Origin of the sequence: Streptomyces lienomycini (genome assembly GCF_027947595.1) — a bacterium.
GTDB classification, from domain to species: Bacteria; Actinomycetota; Actinomycetes; order Streptomycetales; family Streptomycetaceae; genus Streptomyces; species Streptomyces lienomycini.
On record NZ_CP116257.1, the window covers coordinates 1,882,095 to 1,902,512 of the forward strand.

15 protein-coding genes and 1 pseudogene are annotated in these 20,418 nt (G+C 70.9%); 12 read left to right on the forward strand and 4 right to left on the reverse strand.

The window, feature by feature from the left end:
- Positions 1–18 precede the first annotated feature (18 nt).
- Entirely contained in the window at positions 19–1,512 is a 1,494-nt protein-coding gene (hflX, locus tag BJ961_RS08730) for a GTPase HflX (RefSeq protein WP_271320729.1), read from the forward strand.
- A 98-nt stretch (positions 1,513–1,610) separates the two neighbouring features.
- Here the strand turns inward: hflX and BJ961_RS08735 are convergent, their stop codons facing one another.
- The gene (locus tag BJ961_RS08735; protein ID WP_271320730.1) at positions 1,611–2,837 is read right to left on the reverse strand and encodes a trypsin-like serine peptidase; all 1,227 of its coding nucleotides are present in this window, start codon (positions 2,835–2,837) and stop codon (positions 1,611–1,613) included.
- A 427-nt stretch (positions 2,838–3,264) separates the two neighbouring features.
- Between BJ961_RS08735 and BJ961_RS08740 the strand changes: the two are divergent.
- The 4 genes and pseudogenes from BJ961_RS08740 to BJ961_RS08755 form a co-directional block, all read left to right on the forward strand.
- A pseudogene (locus BJ961_RS08740) lies at positions 3,265–3,666 on the forward strand (aminotransferase class III-fold pyridoxal phosphate-dependent enzyme); the annotation flags it as partial.
- Positions 3,667–3,774: 108 nt separating this feature from the next.
- On the forward strand, positions 3,775–5,766 hold the full coding sequence (locus BJ961_RS08745; RefSeq protein ID WP_381157224.1) for an IucA/IucC family protein: 1,992 nt from the start codon (positions 3,775–3,777) through the stop codon (positions 5,764–5,766).
- 105 nt (positions 5,767–5,871) lie between these two features.
- Entirely contained in the window at positions 5,872–6,564 is a 693-nt protein-coding gene (locus tag BJ961_RS08750) for a GNAT family N-acetyltransferase (protein ID WP_271320731.1), read from the forward strand.
- Positions 6,565–6,712: 148 nt separating this feature from the next.
- Positions 6,713–8,743, forward strand: a complete 2,031-nt coding sequence (locus BJ961_RS08755) for an ATP-dependent DNA helicase (RefSeq protein ID WP_271320732.1) — start codon at positions 6,713–6,715, stop codon at positions 8,741–8,743.
- A 124-nt stretch (positions 8,744–8,867) separates the two neighbouring features.
- Here the strand turns inward: BJ961_RS08755 and lexA are convergent, their stop codons facing one another.
- A complete protein-coding gene (gene lexA, locus BJ961_RS08760) occupies positions 8,868–9,647 on the reverse strand; it encodes a transcriptional repressor LexA (protein ID WP_271320733.1) in 780 nt (259 codons plus the stop codon).
- 586 nt (positions 9,648–10,233) lie between these two features.
- Between lexA and nrdR the strand changes: the two genes are divergently transcribed.
- Both nrdR and BJ961_RS08770 read left to right on the forward strand, forming a co-directional pair.
- Complete coding sequence (gene nrdR / locus BJ961_RS08765; protein ID WP_271320734.1) at positions 10,234–10,782, forward strand: transcriptional regulator NrdR; 549 nt, start codon at positions 10,234–10,236, stop codon at positions 10,780–10,782.
- A 164-nt stretch (positions 10,783–10,946) separates the two neighbouring features.
- Complete coding sequence (locus BJ961_RS08770; protein ID WP_271320735.1) at positions 10,947–13,844, forward strand: vitamin B12-dependent ribonucleotide reductase; 2,898 nt, start codon at positions 10,947–10,949, stop codon at positions 13,842–13,844.
- Between the two features lie 104 nt (positions 13,845–13,948).
- Here the strand turns inward: BJ961_RS08770 and BJ961_RS08775 are convergent, their stop codons facing one another.
- Positions 13,949–14,482, reverse strand: coding sequence for a TerD family protein (locus BJ961_RS08775; protein WP_271320736.1), 534 nt, complete (start codon positions 14,480–14,482; stop codon positions 13,949–13,951).
- A gap of 157 nt (positions 14,483–14,639) precedes the next feature.
- On the opposite strand from BJ961_RS08775, the gene BJ961_RS08780 reads away from it, so the two are divergent.
- From BJ961_RS08780 to BJ961_RS08790, 3 genes are all read left to right on the forward strand, one after another.
- Positions 14,640–15,254, forward strand: coding sequence for a YdbC family protein (locus BJ961_RS08780; RefSeq protein WP_271320737.1), 615 nt, complete (start codon positions 14,640–14,642; stop codon positions 15,252–15,254).
- A gap of 106 nt (positions 15,255–15,360) precedes the next feature.
- Positions 15,361–16,020, forward strand: a complete 660-nt coding sequence (locus BJ961_RS08785; protein WP_271320738.1) for a histidine phosphatase family protein — start codon at positions 15,361–15,363, stop codon at positions 16,018–16,020.
- A 12-nt stretch (positions 16,021–16,032) separates the two neighbouring features.
- The gene (locus BJ961_RS08790; RefSeq protein WP_271320739.1) at positions 16,033–16,938 is read left to right on the forward strand and encodes an ADP-ribosylglycohydrolase family protein; all 906 of its coding nucleotides are present in this window, start codon (positions 16,033–16,035) and stop codon (positions 16,936–16,938) included.
- Between the two features lie 326 nt (positions 16,939–17,264).
- Here BJ961_RS08790 and BJ961_RS08795 read toward each other — a convergent pair whose 3' ends face one another.
- Entirely contained in the window at positions 17,265–18,812 is a 1,548-nt protein-coding gene (locus BJ961_RS08795) for an MFS transporter (RefSeq protein ID WP_271320740.1), read from the reverse strand.
- Between the two features lie 187 nt (positions 18,813–18,999).
- Here BJ961_RS08795 and BJ961_RS08800 point away from each other — a divergent pair, with 187 nt between their 5' ends.
- Together BJ961_RS08800 and BJ961_RS08805 are read left to right on the forward strand one after the other, a co-directional pair.
- Positions 19,000–19,620, forward strand: coding sequence for a TetR/AcrR family transcriptional regulator (locus BJ961_RS08800; protein ID WP_271320741.1), 621 nt, complete (start codon positions 19,000–19,002; stop codon positions 19,618–19,620).
- Positions 19,621–19,701: 81 nt separating this feature from the next.
- Positions 19,702–20,403 (forward strand): ribonuclease HII, encoded by a 702-nt coding sequence (locus BJ961_RS08805; protein WP_271320742.1) that lies wholly within the window; start codon positions 19,702–19,704, stop codon positions 20,401–20,403.
- Positions 20,404–20,418 lie beyond the last annotated feature (15 nt).

A 20,418-nucleotide genomic window follows, 5' to 3' on the forward strand; every position in this document is an offset into this window, starting at 1 on the left:
CAGCTACCTAAGGATCCAATGACCTCCTCTTCTTCCCCCTCCCAGGACACCAAGCGTCTCGCGCAGACCTACCCCGAGGGCCTTCGGGCCGATGCCCTGATGGAAGAGGACGTCGCCTGGAGCCACAAGAACGAGTCCCAGTGGGACGGCGAGCAGTTCGACCGCTCCGACCGCGCGGCCCTGCGCCGCGTGGCGGGCCTGTCCACCGAGCTCGAGGACGTCACCGAGGTCGAGTACCGCCAGCTCCGCTTGGAGCGGGTCGTCCTCGTCGGCGTCTGGACGTCGGGCACCGTGCGGGACGCGGAGAACTCGCTGGCCGAACTGGCCGCCCTCGCGGAGACGGCGGGCGCCCTCGTCCTCGACGGCGTCGTCCAGCGCCGCGACAAGCCCGACGCCGCCACCTACATCGGCTCCGGCAAGGCCGAGGAGCTGCGGGACGTCGTCCTCGACACGGGCGCGGACACCGTCATCTGCGACGGTGAGCTGAGCCCGGGGCAGCTGATCCACCTCGAGGACGTCGTCAAGGTCAAGGTCATCGACCGCACGGCCCTGATCCTCGACATCTTCGCCCAGCACGCCAAGTCCCGAGAGGGCAAGGCGCAGGTCGCGCTCGCGCAGATGCAGTACATGCTGCCGAGGCTGCGCGGCTGGGGCCAGTCGCTGTCCCGGCAGATGGGCGGCGGCAAGGGCGGCGGCCTCGCCACCCGCGGCCCCGGTGAGACCAAGATCGAGACGGACCGGCGGCGGATCCGCGAGAAGATGGCGAAGATGCGCCGGGAGATCGCGGAGATGAAGACCGGCCGCGAGATCAAGCGCCAGGAGCGCAAGCGCCACAAGGTGCCCTCCGTCGCCATCGCGGGCTACACCAACGCCGGCAAGTCCTCTCTGCTCAACCGCCTCACCGGCGCGGGCGTGCTGGTGGAGAACGCGCTGTTCGCCACCCTCGACCCGACGGTGCGCCGCGCGGAGACCCCCAGCGGCCGCCTGTACACCCTGGCGGACACCGTCGGCTTCGTCCGGCACCTGCCGCACCACCTGGTCGAGGCGTTCCGCTCCACGATGGAGGAGGTCGGCGAGTCCGACCTGATCCTGCACGTGGTCGACGGTTCGCACCCCGTCCCGGAGGAGCAGCTGGCCGCCGTGCGTGAGGTGATCAGGGACGTCGGCGCCACCGACGTGCCCGAGATCGTCGTGATCAACAAGGCCGACATGGCCGACCCGTTGGTGCTCCAGCGGCTGATGCGGGTCGAGAAGCGGTCCATCGCCGTCTCGGCGCGCACCGGCCGGAACATCGACCAGTTGCTCGCGCTGATCGACAACGAGCTGCCGCGTCCCTCGGTCGAGATCGAGGCGCTCGTGCCGTACACCCACGGCAAGCTGGTCGCCCGCGCCCACGACGAGGGCGAGGTGATCTCCGAGGAGCACACCCCGGAGGGCACCCTGCTCAAGGTCCGGGTGCACGAGGAACTGGCGGCGGAGCTCACGCCGTACGTTCCGGCGCCGCTCGCCTGAGCACGTACCGCGACGGCCGAGGGTCCGCCTCCCATGTCGGGGGCGGGCCCTCGGCCGTCGCGCGGTCGCCGCTTCGGGTGCCGTGACGCGTCGGGCCGCTACTTGGCGAACTTGCCGCTCACCGAGTCGAACACGCCCTCGGCCTCCTTGCCGAGGCGCGGGCCGGCCAGCCAACCGGCCGTCACCGGGCCGATCGAGGTGTTGGAGACCAGCGCGGGCTTGCCGTCGGAACCGGCCGCGACCCAGCCACCGCCGGACGAACCGCCGGTCATGGTGCAGCCGATGCGGTACATCGTCGGGTCGGAGGCGTTGATCGACAGCCGTCCGGGCTTGTCCTGGCACTGGTACAGCTTCTGCCCGTCGTACGGCGGGGCGGCCGGGTAGCCGATCGCCTTCATGCTCTCGACCTCCGGCACGGCGGGCGCGTCGAAGTCCACCGGCAGTGCCGAGCCGACCGTCTCCTCCAGCGACTTGCCGCCGCTGCCCTCCTCCGGCGTCACATGGATCACGGCGAAGTCGTACGAGGCGCCGTCACCGCCCGTGGCGCCCCCCTGCTCGATCCACTGGTCCGAGGTCTGCGCCCAGTCCCCCCACCACACGCCGTAGGGGGCCACCTCCTCCTTGGTGGCGGTCTGCAGTTCCTCGACCGACATGTCCGCGTCGTTGTACGACGGGACGAAGGCGATGTTGCGGTACCAGCCGCCGCTCTTGCCGGCGTGCACGCAGTGACCCGCCGTCCACACCATGTTGGACTTCCCGGGGTGGGCCGGGTCCTTCACGACCGTCGCCGAGCAGACCATCGAGCCCTTGGGGGAGTCGAAGAGGAGCTTGCCGGCCGTGGCGGCGTTGTCGTGGTACTTGGCCGGCACGGCCTCCGCGTCGACGGGCGCGGGCTCCGGATCGGTGACGCCCTGGTCACCGGAGATGTCGTTCTCGTCGACTTCCTGGTCCGGCTCCTCGGCGTCCCGCATCCGGTCCGGGTCCCACAGGCCCTCGATGATCGGGTTGACGAAGTCCTGCGCCTCGCGCAGCCAGTCGTCCTTGTTCCAGTTCTTCCAGGCCCCGTTCTTCCACTCGTCGACGTCGATCCCGTGTTCCTTGAGCTTGTCCTTGATGTGGTCCGGGATCCGGATCCCGCCGTTGCCGTCGTCCGCGGCGGATGCGGAGGCCGAGGCGTCGCCGCCCGCCTCGGCGTCGCCGTCGTCGCACGCCGTGGCGGTGAGGGCGAGCGCGGAGACGAGCGCCACGGCGGCGGCCGCCGAGGAGGTTCCGCGCCGTCCGCGCCTGGACCCGCGCGTGGTGAACGACGGACGTATGGATCGCATGGTGTTGACTCCCCCTGCTGTGAACGTACGTGGTGCCGCGACCGAACCGCCGAACGGCGGCGGACCGGGAACGGCACCACACACTATTAGCTGGCTGTGGGGGAGTCCCGACGGAACGGCAACGGTTCGGACACAGCCCTCTGACCTGGCGCGCTGCGTCAGATGGTTCGCGAGGCAGCGCCGTGGCAGCGTCGGGTCGGCGCCGCGGGCGGTGAACCGCCCGTCCGGGCGGGGATCTTCGGACAGGCCGTAACCCCGTGAACGGTCGACGGTTGGTAGCGGTGGGGGGCCTGCTGTCCGGACGCGGGTCCCCGTGCCGGGGCGCCCCGGCAGGCCGCACCGTGTCCGGGCGGCGGGAGGTCGACAAGCCGTGACGGAATCCGTGTACGGGGCGCTCGCGTCCGGAGGCGGGAACGCCGGGCCGGCCATGGACCGGGACCAGGAGCGGGAGCGGGAGCGCGAGGGTGCCGTGTGCACGCGGGCGTGCGCGTCGCACAACGGTGGGACGCCGGAGTGCGCCGCGCGGGAAGGCGCTTCGAGGCGCCAGCCGGCGCGCGAAGCCGCGGCGCGCACCTCCCCGCGCGCCCTTCCGGTCGTACCGGTCCGGGCCCGGGGCCTGACCATCGAGGGCGCCGACGGCCACCGCTGCCTGGACTGCGTCTCCGGAACGGGCAGCCTGGCCCTCGGACACAACCACCCCCTCGTGCTGGAAGCGATCCGCAGGGTTCTCGACTCAGGCGCCCCCTCGCAGGTCATGGACCTCACCACGCCCGTCGAGGACGCCTTCGTCACGGAACCGCGGCGCACCCTGCCGCCCCGACTCGCCGACGCCGTACAGGCGGTGGACCGTCGCGCCGACGACCCTGTCGCGATACGCGGGCAGCACCCTCCGCGTTGAGACACACCGCCCGGACACCGCACGTCAGGAGCACCCGCGTTGGACACCGACTCCGCACCCGAACCGGCCCCCGCGGCCGTCTCCGACCCCGGGGCACCGACCGCCGAGGCACGCCGCGTCAGCACAGGGCCCGCCTCCTCGGACATCCCGCGCGTACCGGTCACGCGTACCGGTACCGTCCGTGACCCCCTGGGCTGTCCCGATCCCTACGCCGCCGCCCAGGCCGCGGCCACGGAGAACCTGATCCGCTGCTGGGCCCGCGAGACCGACGCGCCCGCCCCGGTCGGGGGTGTCCTCCACGTGCCGCTCCCGGCCGGCGGCACGGCCCTGGCCGTACCCGTCCACTACTGGTCCCCGACCGGCGGCCACCGCTTCGGGCCCCCGCGCCTGGTCGGCGTGCCCGCCTCGGCGCCGCCCGTGGACGCGGTCACGCTGGCCGCGCTGCTCGTGCGGGAGGCGGCCGGTACCGGCGCCCCGGGGCGCGACGGTCCCGACCTCGTCGCGCGCGTCGCCGACTCCGTCCGCCGGACCGCCGTGTTCCTGCGGCACCGCGGGGAACGCCCCGGCGACGACACGGGCGGTACGGACGACACGGGCGGTACGGACGACACGGACGGTACGGATGACACGAAGGGGCAGCGGGAAGGCCCCGGGGCCCATGGCGGGCCCGACCTCTTCCTCGCCGCCGAACAGGCACTTCTCCTCGGGCACCCGCTGCACCCCACTCCGAAGAGCCGTGAGGGCCTCACCGAGGCGGAGGCACGCCGGTACTCACCGGAGCTGCGCGGCTCCTTCCCCCTGCACTGGCTGGCGGTCGCGCCCTCCGTGCTCGCCGCCGACTCGGCCTGGACCGAGCGCGGCCGTCCGGTCTCCGCACCCCGGCTCACCGCGCGCCTCTCCGGCGACGGACCCGCACCGCCCGACGGATTCGCGCTCCTGCCCCTGCACCCGTGGCAGTTCCGCGCCGTACTGCACCGGCCGCGGACCGAGGCGCTCCTCGACGCCGGGCTGCTGAGGGACCTCGGCATCCGGGGCGCCCCCTGGTACGCCACATCCTCCCTGCGGACCGTCCACCGCACCGGCGCCCCCGCCATACTGAAACTGTCGCTGGCCCTGCGCATCACCAACTCCCGGCGGGAGAACCTCCGCAAGGAACTCCACCGCGGTGTCGAGGTCCACCGCCTGCTGCGCCGGGGCCTGTTCCGCCGGTGGCAGGCCGCCCACCCGGACTTCGACATCGTCCGCGACCCCGCCTGGCTCGGCGTGAACGGCCCCGACGGCCGGCCCGTGCGGGGACTCGACGTCGTCGTCCGTCACAACCCCTTCCGGCCCTCGGACGACGTCTCCTGCGTGGCCTCTCTCGCCGCGCTGCGGCACGGCCCCCCAGCGCTCGGTGTGTCCGGCGCCGCCACGCGCTCCCGGCTGACCGAGGTCGTCACACGGCTTGCCGGGCGGACCGGTCGCCCGAGCGGAGCCGTCGCCGTCGAGTGGTTCCTGCGCTACCTCCACCACGTCGTGCTTCCCGTCCTGTGGCTCGACACCCACGCGGGGATCGCCCTGGAGGCGCACCAGCAGAACACGCTCGTACTGCTGGACGCGGACGGCTGGCCCACGGGCGGCCGGTACCGCGACAACCAGGGGTACTACTTCCGCGAGTCCCGGCGCGCGGAACTCGACGCCCTGCTGCCCGGGATCGGCGAGCACAGCGACACGTTCGTGGCCGACGACGTCACCGACGAGCGCTTCGCCTACTACCTCGCCGTCAACAACGTGTTCGGCCTCATCGGCGCCTTCGGCTCCCAGCGTCTCGCCGACGAGGGAACACTGCTGGCGGCCTTCCGCCGCTTCCTCGGCGAACTGGTCCGGGGCCCCGCCCCTCTGGGCGGTCCGCTCCCCGCGTACCTCCTCGACTCGCCGGTACTGCGCTGCAAGGCGAACCTGCTGACCCGGCTGCACGGGCTCGACGAACTCGTCGGTCCGGTGGACACCCAGTCCGTCTACGTCACCATCGCCAACCCCCTGCACGCCTGAGCGGGCTCCCTGCCGGGTCCCCTTCCGCGCGTTTCCTTCCCGCTCCCTCCGCCCTCCCGCCCTCAGGCCCGTCCGCCCTCCCGCCCCTCCCGAAAGAGCGATCCCTTGGCTTCCACCGACGCGAGCGCCGAAGACACCCTGGACCTGCACCTGCCCGAGGAGTTCGTCGCCCTCTTCCGGGAAGCGGGGGACGGCCCCGAGCGGACGGCGGCGGCACGCGCGCGTGAGGACCTCCTCGACCGCCTCGCCGACTGGGGTCCGAGCGACACCTCGGACGGTGTGTTCCGACTGGTCCCCGTCGAGGTGGAACGGGACGCCGAGCTCATCGCCCGCTGGATGAACGACCCCGTCGTCGGCGCGTACTGGGAACTGACCGGACCGCAGGCCGTGACCGAGGACCACCTACGGGCCCAGCTGGCGGGCGACGGACGCAGCGTCCCGTGCGTCGGCATGCTGGACGGGGCGCCGATGAGCTACTGGGAGATCTACCGGGCCGACCTCGACCCGCTGGCCCGGTACTGCCCGGTCCGGCCGCACGACACCGGCATCCACCTTCTGATCGGCGACGACGCCGACCGCGGGCGGGGTATCGGGACCGAGCTGATCAGGGCCGTCGCCGCCCTTGTCCTCGCGGGGCGCCCCGCCTGCACCCGAGTGCTCGCCGAACCCGACGTCCGCAACAAGGCGTCCGTCGCGGCCTTCCTCGGTGCCGGGTTCCGGCTGGAGGCCGAGGTGGACCTCCCGGCCAAGCGGGCCGCTCTCGTGGTCCGCGAACGGACGGTGCGGGTGTCCCCGTGACGGTCCGCACCCGTCACCGCCGCCCCTCCTGTCCCGCCCGCCGATCAGCCATACCGGAGCCCCTCTTGCCCCTCGGCCCGTCCTTCCCGCCCCCGGCGTCCACTGCGGCGCCCCGTTTGTCAGTCCCGGGCCGTAGGGTGGTCGCGCTATGACGAAGCCCTCACTCCCCGAACTCCTGCACGCCGCCGTCACCGCCGTCGGCGGCACGGAGCGTCCCGGCCAGGTGGCCATGGCCGAAGCCGTCGAGGAAGCCATCGACGGCGGCTCCCACCTGCTCGTCCAGGCCGGTACCGGCACCGGAAAGTCGCTCGGTTACCTGGTGCCCGCGCTCGCGCAGGGAGAGAGGGTCGTCGTGGCCACGGCGACCCTGGCCCTGCAGCGCCAGCTGGTCGAGCGCGACCTGCCCCGTACGGTCGACGCGCTCCATCCGCAGCTGCGCCGCCGCCCGGAGTTCGCGATGCTCAAGGGCAGATCGAACTACCTGTGCCTGCACCGGCTGCACGAGGGCGTCCCGCAGGACGAGGAGGAGGGCCTCTTCGACCAGTTCGAGGCCGCCGCCCCCACCAGCAGGCTCGGCCAGGACCTGCTGCGGATGCGCGACTGGGCGGACGAGACCGAGACCGGCGACCGCGACGACCTCACGCCCGGAGTCTCCGACCGCGCCTGGTCGCAGGTGTCCGTGTCCTCCCGGGAGTGCCTGGGCGCCTCCAAGTGCGCCTACGGCGCCGAGTGCTTCGCCGAGATGGCCCGTGAGCGCGCCAAGCTCTCCGAGGTCGTCGTCACCAACCACGCGCTGCTCGCGATCGACGCCATCGAGGGCGCCCCCGTCCTGCCGCAGCACGAGGTGCTGATCGTCGACGAGGCGCACGAGCTGGTCTCCCGGGTCACCGGGGTCGCCACCGGCGAGCTGACCCCCGGCCAGGTCAACCGCGCCGTGCGCCGCGCCGCGAAGCTGGCCAACGAGAAGGCCGCCGACCAGCTCCAGACCGCCGCCGAGGGCTTCGAGCGGCTGATGGAGCTGGCGCTGCCCGGCCGCCTCGAGGAGATCCCGGAGGACCTCGGCTACGCCCTGATGGCGCTGCGGGACGCCTGCCGCACGGTCATCTCGGCCATCGGCAGCACCCGCGACAAGTCCGTGCAGGACGAGGACGCGGTCCGCAAGCAGGCGCTGGCCTCCGTGGAGTCCGTGCACGACGTGGCGGAGCGGATCACGAACGGCTCCGAGTGGGACGTCGTCTGGTACGAGCGGCACGACCGGTTCGGTGCCTCCCTGCGGGTCGCGCCCATGTCCGTCGCCGGCCTGCTGCGCGAGAAGCTCTTCACCGACCGCTCGGTGGTCCTGACCTCGGCGACGCTGAAACTGGGCGGCGACTTCAACGGCGTCGGAGCGTCGCTGGGCCTGGCCCCCGAGGGCACCGAGGGCGACGACGTGCCCCAGTGGAAGGGCGTCGACGTGGGCTCCCCCTTCGACTACCGCAGGCAGGGCATCCTCTACGTCGCCAAGCACCTGGCCCGCCCCGCCCGGGACGGCGACCGCGGCGACATGCTCGACGAGCTCACCGAGCTGATCCAGGCGGCGGGCGGCCGCACGCTGGGTCTGTTCTCGTCGATGCGCGCGGCCCAGCTGGCCGCCGAGGAGCTGCGCTCCCGCATCCCGGAGTACCCGATCCTCCTCCAGGGCGAGGAGACCCTCGGCGAGCTGATCAAGAACTTCGCCGCCGCCCCGCGGACCTGCCTCTTCGGCACCCTGTCGCTGTGGCAGGGCGTCGACGTTCCCGGGCCGAGCTGTCAGCTGGTCGTCATGGACAAGATCCCGTTCCCGCGTCCGGACGACCCGCTGATGAGCGCCCGCCAGAAGGCGGTGGAGGAGGCCGGGGGCAACGGCTTCATGGCGGTCGCCGCCACCCACGCCGCGCTGCTGATGGCGCAGGGCGCGGGCCGGCTCGTCCGGGCGTCCGGGGACCGAGGAGTGGTCGCCGTGCTGGACCAGCGGCTGGCGACGGCCCGGTACGGGAGTTACCTGAAGGCGTCCCTGCCCGACTTCTGGTTCACCACGGACCGCAACCAGGTCCGCAAGTCCCTCGCAGCGATCGACGCGAAGGCACGGCAGGCGGAGGGCACCGGGCAGCCCGGGGCCGCGGGGCAGACCGGGGCCGCCGAGCGGACGGAGGGCGACTGAGCGCTCGGGCCGCTGTGCCGGACCGCCTGCCCCGCACAGCGCGGGGCCCCGGAACCGGCGCAGAGGTTCCGGGGCCCGGTCGGGTCGGCGGGGCGCTGTCGCGCGTACCCGCCCGCCGTGGCGCTCAGACGCGACGCAGTACGGCCACCACCTTGCCGAGGATCGTCGCGTCGTCACCGGGGATCGGCTCGTACGCCGCGTTGTGCGGGAGGAGCCAGACGTGGCCGTCCTCGCGCTTGAAACGCTTGACGGTGGCCTCGCCGTCGAGCATGGCGGCCACGATGTCGCCGTTCTCGGCGACCGGCTGGCGGCGGACCGTGACCCAGTCGCCGTCGCAGATCGCGGCCTCGATCATCGAGTCGCCGACGACCTTCAGCACGAACAGCTCGCCGTCGCCGACCAACTGCCGGGGGAGCGGGAAGACGTCCTCGACGGACTCCTCGGCGAGGATCGGCCCACCGGCGGCGATGCGCCCGACGAGCGGGACGTACGACGCGGCCGGCTTTCCGGCGGTGTCCGTGGGCTGCACCGAGGCGGCCTGGTCGGAGCCGCGCACCTCGTAGGCGCGGGGACGGTGCGGGTCCCGGCGCAGGAAGCCCTTGCGCTCCAGCGCCATCAACTGGTGTGCGACGGAGGAGGTACTGGAAAGGCCGACGGCCTGACCGATCTCGCGCATCGACGGCGGGTATCCGCGCCGCTGCACGGAGTCGCGGATGACCTCGATCACCCGGCGCTGGCGGTCGGTGAGCCCCGAGCTGTCCGCCCGGATGCCGGGAGGTCGCCCCGGGAGGGAGCGCTTGTGCCCCTCGGGATTCGCGGCGTCGCTCATCGCGTGCACCGGCTCAGGTCGGCCCTGGGGGCGGTCCTGGGCAGTGATGGCGGCACTGTCGGCGGTGGTGGTCACGTCGGCCCCTCTCGATGGTCTCCCTGCTGCACAACGGTAGTAGCTTTCGAAAGGTTGCGCCAAACACACGTTCGAGTGAAAAACCGCGAATCTCTCGCCCGTCTCGCGTGTCTGGGTGTATGGCTACCGTGGTGCCTGGCGGACAAAAGGGCTCATTGCTGTACTCTTCACCGCCGTGGCGACAACCTCGGGGCTGTCGGTCCAGTCTGCCATTCGGCATCCCGTTCGACGGGGCGGGTCTCCCATCTGTTGCGGTAGTCCCACGCCCCCTCCCCGCGGTGGCCACCGTATCTCCGCATGCCTCGGGGCGGGGCGGCCGTGTGTGAGTGCCCGGCGACCGTGCGCGCACGGGTGCGCCACGCAGTCGCGGCCGGATGTGCGCGTACGCACAGGCGCGACACGCGTGCGGGGCGTGTTTGTATGGGCCAATCCCCACATCTAGTGGTTGGATTGCATCAGCAGCCCACAAGTTGTGGTCCCCCGGGTCTTCGGGCCCGCCGCGATCGCCTATGCTGGGGGCTGCTTCGAGGGGCCTGAAGGGCCTTTCGAGGTTATTGAGTCTGCTGTGAGGAGGGTTCGGAGTCCCATGCACTGCCCCTTCTGCAGGCACCCCGACAGCCGCGTCGTCGACAGCCGTACGACCGACGACGGCACGTCGATCCGCAGGCGCCGCCAGTGTCCCGACTGCTCCCGGCGGTTCACCACCGTGGAGACGTGCTCGCTCATGGTGGTGAAGCGGTCCGGGGTCACCGAACCCTTCAGCCGCACCAAGGTCATCAACGGTGTGCGCAAGGCCTGCCAGGGCCGACCCGTCACCGAGGACGCGCTGGCCCAGCTCGGCCAGCGGGTCGAGGAGGCGGTGCGGGCGACCGGAAGCGCCGAGCTGACCACCCACGACGTGGGGCTGGCCATCCTCGGCCCGTTGCAGGAACTCGACCTCGTCGCCTATCTGCGATTCGCCTCCGTCTACCGGGCATTCGGCTCGCTCGAGGACTTCGAGGCCGCGATCGCGGAACTGAGGGAGACGACGGGGCGCCCCGGCCCGGGCGAGGACGCCGGCGCGGGGAGCCAGAAGAACGACCGCGGGTCGACGGGGGCAGGACAGGTCCCCGAGCCCGCAGGCGCCGCCGACTGATCGGCGGGCCGGACCCGGACAGGTGCCCGGGCCCGGCCGGACGGCGGCGATGAGAAGAACCTGTTGCGGGCGCAGCGAGAGATGCCCGCAACGCCAGACAGAACACCGTGCCACGGGAACATTCGGGGCACTTCAGGGCGTTTTCGCCCGTACAGGGAGGCGGCATGACAGAGACGGCGAGCGGTCCGGCACGGAGTTCCCGCGCCAAGGCCACCAAGGCGGGCAAGGGACTCCGCGTCGAGCGCGTCCACACCACTCCCGGCGTCCACCCCTACGACGAGGTGGCCTGGGAGCGTCGTGACGTCGTCATGACCAACTGGCGCGACGGCTCGGTCAATTTCGAGCAGCGTGGCGTCGAGTTCCCCGAGTTCTGGTCGGTGAACGCGGTCAACATCGTCACCAGCAAGTACTTCCGGGGCGCCGTGGGCACCCCGCAGCGCGAGGTGAGCCTGAAGCAGCTCATCGACCGCATCGTGAAGACGTACCGGAAGGCGGGCGAGGACAACAAGTACTTCGCCTCGCCCGCCGACGCCGAGATCTTCGAGCACGAGCTGGCCTACGCCCTCCTGCACCAGATCTTCAGCTTCAACAGCCCGGTGTGGTTCAACGTCGGTACGCCCCAGCCGCAGCAGGTCTCCGCCTGCTTCATCCTGTCCGTCGACGACTCCATGGAGTCGATCCTCGACTGGTACAAGGAAGAGGGCATGATCTTCAAGGGCGGCTCCGGCGCCGGCCTGAACCTCTCCCGGATCCGCTCCTCCAAGGAACTGCTCTCCTCCGGCGGCAACGCCTCCGGCCCGGTCTCCTTCATGCGCGGCGCCGACGCCTCCGCCGGCACGATCAAGTCCGGTGGCGCCACCCGCCGCGCCGCCAAGATGGTCATCCTCGACGTCGACCACCCCGACATCGAGGACTTCATCCAGACCAAGGTCTCGGAGGAGGAGAAGATCCGCGCCCTGCGCGACGCGGGCTTCGACATGGACCTGGGCGGCGACGACATCACGTCCGTCCAGTACCAGAACGCCAACAACTCGGTCCGCGTGAACGACACGTTCATGAAGGCCGTACAGGACGGCGGCAAGTTCGGCCTCACGTCCCGGATGACCGGCGAGGTCATCGAGGAGGTCGACGCCAAGGCGCTCTTCCGCAAGATGGCCGAGGCCGCGTGGGCGTGTGCCGACCCGGGCATCCAGTACGACGACACCATCAACGCCTGGCACACCTGCCCGGAGTCCGGCCGCATCAACGGCTCGAACCCGTGCAGCGAGTACATGCACCTGGACAACACGTCCTGCAACCTCGCCTCGCTGAACCTGATGAAGTTCCTCAAGGACGACGGCAAGGGCAAGCAGTCCTTCGACGCCGAGCGCTTCTCGAAGGTCGTCGAGCTGGTCATCACCGCGATGGACATCTCGATCTGCTTCGCGGACTTCCCGACCCAGAAGATCGGCGAGAACACCCGCGCCTTCCGCCAGCTGGGCATCGGCTACGCCAACCTCGGCGCCCTGCTCATGGCGACCGGCCACGCCTACGACTCGGACGGCGGCCGCGCCCTGGCCGGTGCCATCACCTCCCTGATGACCGGCACCTCCTACCGGCGCTCCGCCGAGCTCGCCGCGATCGTCGGCCCGTACGACGGCTACGCCCGCAACGCGCAGCCGCACCTGCGGGTCATGAAGCAGCACTCCGACGAGAACGCCAAGGCCGTCCGCATGGACGACCTCGACACGCCGATCTGGGCCGCCGCCACCGAGGCCTGGCAGGACGTGCTCCGCCTCGGCGAGAAGAACGGCTTCCGCAACTCCCAGGCGTCCGTCATCGCCCCGACCGGCACCATCGGTCTGGCGATGTCCTGCGACACCACCGGCCTCGAGCCCGACCTCGCCCTGGTCAAGTTCAAGAAGCTGGTCGGCGGCGGCTCGATGCAGATCGTCAACGGCACCGTCCCGCAGGCCCTGCGCCGCCTGGGCTACCAGGAGGAGCAGATCGAGGCGATCGTCGCCCACATCGCCGAGAACGGCAACGTGGTCGACGCCCCCGGTCTCGCGCACGAGCACTACGAGGTGTTCGACTGCGCGATGGGCGAGCGCTCCATCTCCGCGATGGGCCACGTCCGCATGATGGCCGCCATCCAGCCGTGGATCTCCGGCGCGCTCTCCAAGACGGTCAACCTGCCGGAGTCGGCGACCGTCGAGGACGTCGAGGAGGTCTACTTCGAGGCCTGGAAGATGGGCGTCAAGGCGCTCGCCATCTACCGCGACAACTGCAAGGTCGGCCAGCCCCTCTCCGCCAAGACCAAGGAGAAGCCCGCGACCGACGCCGTCGCGAAGCAGGCCGAGGACACCATCCGCCAGACGGTCGAGAAGGTCGTCGAGTACCGCCCGGTGCGCAAGCGCCTCCCGAAGGGTCGGCCCGGCATCACCACCTCCTTCACGGTCGGCGGCGCCGAGGGCTACATGACCGCCAACTCCTACCCGGACGACGGTCTCGGCGAGGTCTTCCTCAAGATGTCCAAGCAGGGTTCGACCCTCGCGGGCATGATGGACGCCTTCTCCATCGCGGTCTCCGTCGGCCTCCAGTACGGCGTGCCGCTGGAGACCTACGTCTCGAAGTTCACCAACATGCGCTTCGAGCCGGCCGGCATGACGGACGACCCGGACGTGCGGATGGCGCAGTCGATCGTCGACTACATCTTCCGCCGCCTGGCGCTGGACTTCCTGCCCTTCGAGACGCGCTCCGCGCTCGGCATCCACTCCGCCGAGGAGCGCCAGCGCCACCTGGAGACGGGTTCGTACGAGCCGTCCGACGACGAGATGGACGTCGAGGGCCTGGCCCAGTCGGCGCCGCTCGCCCAGGAGCTGAAGGCCGTCGTCACGCCGAAGGCCGAGGTCGAGGCTGCCAAGCCCGCCCCGCAGCAGGCGCACACCAGCGCCGAACTGGTGGAGATGCAGCTGGGTATCCAGGCCGACGCCCCGCTGTGCTTCTCCTGCGGCACGAAGATGCAGCGCGCCGGTTCCTGCTACATCTGCGAGGGCTGCGGCTCGACCAGCGGTTGCAGCTGACGCGTGGTGGCCCGCCGCCTCCCGTAGGGGGCGCGTGGTCGCGTAGTCGCCGATGAGTAAGGGGCGCCCGCCATGGCGGGCGCCCCTTACTCATGAGTGCGGCGTCAGGACCGACGCTCCGCGCCCATCACGCGGGTGAACGTCGCGGGATCCCCCGCGAAGCCGTGGACGCCGGCCCGGAACTCCCAGGCTCCCGTCTCGTCCCGGACGAACTCCGCGACCGTCGCCGCGGTGGCGCCCAGGACGCCCGCGAAGTCCTCGGAGGCCAGGTCCGTGTAGCCCTCCCGGATGCGCAGGCCCGGGTTGGTCACGTCGCCGAACGTCCGGTCCTCCGTGCGCTGCTGTATGGCGACGCCGACCACCACGCGCGCGTAGCGGGCGTCGAGCCGCTCCAGCTCCAGCGTCATGACCTCGTCGAAGCCGAAGCCCTTGCCGTCCTTGCTGTCCCGGTTGAGATAGATGGTGCCGTCCGGCGAGCGGCTGTCGAAGTGCACCACGTACGAGGGACTGCCGCAGGGATCCTCCGCCGGATAGGTTCCGGCGACCAGGTCCAGGTCGGCGGGTGGCTGCCCCGCCGGACTCGGGTCCCAACGCAGTGCGACCTCGACCTTGCGCATTCCCTTGCTGAGGCCGTTCACAGACTTCCCCTTCCCCGGTCCCCGCCCTGTCCGGCCACCTGAAGTGCCGGACGGTGACGGCCGGTTGTCCATCCTGCCACGCAGAGAGACCACGGTGGGCACAAGAGGTCTCCCGGAGAGTGACCGGTGCCACGTTCCCTGGCCTTACCATGGCGCGGTGCTGGTCAAGTGGATTCGCTGCACCGTGGTGGACCGCCGCGGTTTCGAACGGGGGCAGCGGAAGTGGGCGGGGCTCCCGGGGGAGCCGGGTTTTCGGGGACAGGGGGGTGGCTGGAGCCGGGGGCGGCCGGACGTGGCGCACGTCTTCGCCTTCTGGGAGAGCCGCGCCTTCTACGACTCCTTCATGGCGCGCTCCCACGACAGGCTGGCCTCGACGCAGGTGGGCACCTTCAAGGACGCCCAGGTCAGGCTCTTCGACCACCGGTTCGACGTGAAGACCGGGTTCGAGCCGCGCTTCACCGACGCGGACCTGCTGCGGGTGGCGCTGTGCCGCGTCCACGAGGAGCGGTCCGAGCACTACGTCCTCATGCAGGAGAAGGTCTGGAACCCCGCGATGGCCGGCTCGCCCGGCATGGTCCGGGGCCTCTTCGGCGAGGCGCCCGGGAACGGGTTCAACGAGTACCTGGTGCTGTCCATGTGGCGGTCGGCCGCGGAACACGGCAAGTACCGCACCGAGCGGGTGGAGCGGCTCGCCCTGCGCGCCCGGACGGAGGCCGACATAGCGGCGCTGACCGGGGACATCATCCAGATGGAACCCACCTGGACCGTGTGAGATCCGGACCCGCCCGTCCACGTCGAGGTGTGGAAACCGTGTGACGTACGCCGTACGGGGCCCGTACGAGTGCCTGCCGCGGCCCGTCTCGATCTAGGGTTCTGGCATGGCACGACCACGGCGCATCGTTCTTGTCCGGCACGGCGAGTCGACCGGCAACGTCGACGACACCGTGTACGAGCGCGAACCCGACCACGCGCTGGCCCTCACCGACCGGGGCCGGGCCCAGGCCGAGGAGACCGGCAAAGGGCTGCGCGAAGTGTTCGGCCGCGAACGGGTCAGCGTGTACGTCTCCCCGTACCGCCGCACCCACGAGACGCTTCGCGCCTTCCACCTCGACCCGGAACTCATACGGATACGCGAGGAGCCGCGGCTGCGTGAGCAGGACTGGGGCAACTGGCAGGACCGCGACGACGTGCGCCTGCAGAAGGCCTACCGCGACGCCTACGGCCACTTCTTCTACCGCTTCGCCCAGGGCGAGTCGGGCGCCGACGTGTACGACCGGGTCGGCGGCTTCCTCGAGAGCCTGTTCCGCAGCTTCGAGGACCCCGGTCATCCGCAGAACGTGCTGCTGGTGACCCACGGACTCGCCATGCGCCTGTTCTGCATGAGGTGGTTCCACTGGACGGTCGCGGAGTTCGAGTCACTGTCCAACCCGGGGAACGCCGAGATGCGGATGCTCGTTCTCGGTGAGGACGGCAAGTACCTTCTTGACCGGCCTTTCGAACGCTGGCGAGATCCGGAACCGTACGGGATCACCGGATAGAGTGGCAGGGCGATGACCGCTCATTCTTCTCCCGACGGGCGCCTGGACCGGGCCCTGTCCAGCCTGCGCGGACTGTCGGTGGGGGACGCGCTGGGCTCACAGTTCTTCGTACCCGCGAACTATCCGCTGCTGGGGCGCCGCGAGTTGCCGCCGGGCACCTGGCAGTGGACGGACGACACGGAGATGGCCTGCTCCGTCGTCTCCGTCCTGGCCTCCCACCGCCGCATCGACCAGGACGCGCTGGCGCTCTCCTTCGCCCGGCACCACGACTTCGACCGGGGTTACGGCCCCGCGGTCAACCGGCTGCTGCGGCTGGTCCGGGAGGGCGGCGACTGGCGCGAGCTGGCCGCGGCCCTCTTCAACGGCCAGGGCTCGTGGGGCAACGGCGCCGCCATGCGCATCGCGCCGCTCGGCGCCTGGTACGCGGACGATCCGGAACAGGCGACCCACCAGGCGGAGATCTCGGCCTACCCCACGCATCAGCACCGTGAGGCGGTGGTCGGCGCCATGGCCGTCGCGGCGGCCGCGGCGCTGGCCGCGGACCCGGCGGGCCCGCCCCGCGCGCACGACCTCCTCGACGGGGTGATCGCCCTGGTGCCGAAGAGCGCGGTCGGCGCCGGACTCCGCCGCGCCCGGGACATGCTCGACTACGGCGACGCGGCCACGGTCGCGGCGGTACTGGGCTGCGGTCGGCGTACGACCGCGCACGACACGGTGCCCTTCGCGCTCTGGTCCGCCGCCCGCGCCCTGGGGGAGTACGAGACCGCCTTCTGGACGACCGCCCAGGTCGGCGGTGACGTGGACACGACCTGTGCCATCGTGGGCGGAGTCGTCGCGGCCGACCGGGCGGGGGCGCCGCCCGCCGAGTGGGCCGGACGGGTCGAGGCGCTGCCCGCCTGGATGACGGCATCGGCCTGAGAGGCCCGCGCGGAGACTCGCGACGCTCGCCGGGAACTCTCCGTGCATGGTGGGAACTCTCCGTGACCGCCCGCTCGTTGTCATGACAACCGCTGTGCGGGGCGTCGCCCCGAATCGCAGGCCTGGTAGGTCATGAGGGGGTGTGGTGGGAGGTGGAGGGGCTGTCGTTGTTCGTGGCGCTGCTGCCCGTCGCCCTCTTCGTCGTCCTCTCCCTCGTCCTGCCGGGTCGACCGGGCCGGGCGCCGGCCGCGGGCCGGGCGGCAGGTCCCCGGCGGGCGTGTGGCACGCCCACCGTCGGACCCGGCCCGGCCCCTGGTGCCGCGGCGTCAGCCCACCCCCGGACCGGCCGAGCCGGACAGGGCCTCCAGGTCGCTCTTGCGTACCCGGATCACCAGCCACGCCGTGGCCAGCGCGAGGACGGCCATGGCGGCGGCCGGAATGAAGGCCGCCGATATGCCCTGAGCCAGCACGTCGTGCTCCCAGGGCGCCGGCAACTGCTGCGTCCGGGCGAACTCCGCCTTCTGCTCCGCCGAACCGTTGGTGAGGAAGTCCGGCACCTGCTTCGCCGCCTCGTCCTTGCTGGCCGTGCCGAAGACCGTCGTCAGGATCGCGAGCCCGATCGATCCGCCCACCTGCTGCATCGCGTTGAGCAGACCCGACGCCGCGCCCGCCTCGTGCTGGGCGACCCCGGAGACCGCGGTCAGCGTCAGCGTCACGAAGTTCAGCCCCATGCCGAAGCCGAAGATCAGCATCGGTCCCAGGATCCCGCCGACATACGAGCTGTCGGAACTGATGAGGGCCTGCCAACCGAGCCCGAGCGCGGCCAGCGCCGAACCCACGATCATGAACGGCTTCGGGCCGAACACGGGCAGGAACCGCTGCGACAACCCCGCTCCGAGTGCGATCACCACCGTCACCGGCAGGAAGGCCAGACCGGCCTCGATCGGGGTGTAGCCCAGCACGTTCTGCACGAACAGCACGATGTAGAAGAACATGCCGAACATCGCGGCGGCCAGACTCAGCATGATCACGTACGTGCCGGAGCGGTTGCGGTCGGCGAACATCTTCAGCGGGGTGATCGGCTCCTTGGCCCGCGACTCGATGAAGACGAAGGCCAGCAGCAGGACCACCGCGGCGGCGAAGGAGCCGATGGTCAGGTTGTCCCGCCAGCCCTCGTCCGCGGCCCGGATGAAGCCGTAGACGAGGGACGCCATACCCGCCGTCGACGTCACCGCCCCGGCGATGTCGAAGCGGCCGGAGTGCCGTTCGGACTCGCTGATGTAGAGCGGGGCGAGCACGGCGATCAACACGCCGATCGGCACGTTGACGAAGAGCACCCAGCGCCAGTCGAGCCACTCGGTGAGCATGCCGCCCGCCAGCAGACCGATGGCGCCGCCGCCCGCGGAGACGGCGGCGAAGACGCCGAAGGCCCGGTTGCGCTCCGGCCCCTCGGGGAAGGTGGTGGTGATGAGGGCGAGCGACGTGGGCGACGCGATCGCGCCTCCCACGCCTTGCAGGACGCGTGCCGCCAGCAGCTGCCAGGGTTCCTGGGCGAAGCCGCCGAGCAGCGAGGCGAAGGTGAAGAGCAGGATGCCGGTCATGAAGACCCGACGCCTGCCGAGGATGTCTCCGGCCCGGCCGCCGAGCAGGAGCAGGCCGCCGAAGGTGAGCGTGTACGCGCTGACGACCCAGGTGAGGTCGGTCGTGCTGAAATCGAGTGCGTTCTGGATGTGCGGGAGTGCGATGTTCACAATCGTCGCGTCGAGTACGACCATGAGCTGGCAGGCCGCGATGACGGCGAGCGCGATGCCGGGATGCCCCTCCCGGCGGGCCGCACCCGGCTTCTGGTCTTTGATCAGAGAAGAGGTTGTCACAATGTGTCCCCCACGAATGGCTTAGTGAACGCTCGCGTTCACTGTTGCTTCAACGTTAGTGACTCGCCGACAGTGAACGCAACCGTTCACTTATTGAGCCGTCGTGCGTCCGGTCCCCCGTCGCGGCCGCACGATGCGTGCCTTGTCCCCGAATACCCGATTTCACCGCTTTCTGGAGTCCTCCGACATGGTTGCTTCGCACTGGGCGGCCGCCTCCGCTCAGACGCCCTCCCGCCGACGTGGCGCGGTCCTGGAGCGCGCGATCCTCGAGGCGGCACTGGATCAGCTCGGCACGGTCGGCTGGAACGGCCTGACGATGGAGGGAGTGGCCGCGGGAGCGCAGACCGGCAAGGCGGCCGTCTACCGCCGCTGGCCGTCCAAGGAGGACCTGGTCGCGGACGCCCTGCGCTCCGGGCTGCCGAGCTTCGACACGGTGCCGGATCTGGGGAGCGTGCGCGAGGACCTGCTGGAACTCTGCCGCAGAGCGCGCGACGCGATGTTCTCCAGGCCCGGATTCGCGCTGCGGTCGGTGATTCACGAATGCGACACGGCGCAGGCCGAACGTTTCCATGCGGTGATCATCAAGGGGGTGGTCGAGCCGACCCTCAAGATGCTCTGCGAGGTCATCAACCGCGGCATAGAGCGGGGAGAGGTCCGAAGCGACGCCGCCAACGGCTACGTCTTCGACGCCATCCCGGCGATGATGATGTACCGCTCGAAAATTTGTGCAAGCGAATGGGATGACTGGGAGCTCGAGGAAATGATCGACCAGTTGATGGTTCCGCTACTGCGGCCCGATGGCACCTGATCGCGTCCGGCGACGAGGCCGGTCACGTTCGGGGAACCGGGGTGTCGCCCGCTGATCCAGGCGGCGTAGGCTAGGGGCGCCATGCCGTACGAACCACCTACTCACACCGTCGAGCGCTCTCTCCGCGCCACGACCGGAGCGAAGATCATTGCCGGTGTCGACGAGGTGGGGCGGGGAGCGTGGGCCGGTCCGGTCACGGTCTGCGCCGCGATCACCGGACTGCGTCGGCCTCCGGTCGGTCTGACCGACTCCAAGCTGCTCACCATCAAGCGACGCACCGAACTCGCCGTGGAGTTGCGGACCTGGGTCACGTCCTACGCCCTGGGCCACGCCTCCCCGGAGGAGATCGACGCACTGGGGATGACCGCCGCGCTACGACTGGCGGCGGGGCGGGCCCTGGAGACCCTGCCGGTCCGTCCCGAGGCCGTCATCCTCGACGGCAAGCACGACTATCTCGGGACGCCTTGGCGGGTGCGCACAGTGATCAAGGGTGACCAGTCCTGTGTCGCCGTGGCGGCCGCCTCGGTGCTCGCCAAGGTTCAGCGCGACAAAATGATGGCCGAACTGGGCGTCGACCATGCAGACTTCGGTTTCGCGGACAACGCCGGGTACCCGTCGCCCGTGCACAAGGCCGCACTGGCGGAGCGGGGCCCCACCCCGCACCACCGGTTGTCGTGGGCGTATCTTGATGCGCTGCCCCAGTGGCGGCACCTCAAGAAGGTCCGCAGTTGGGTGGACGGAAGCGTTCCGGAGATCGAGGGTCAGCTCGGATTCGATTTCTGACGGTTCCGCTCGCAG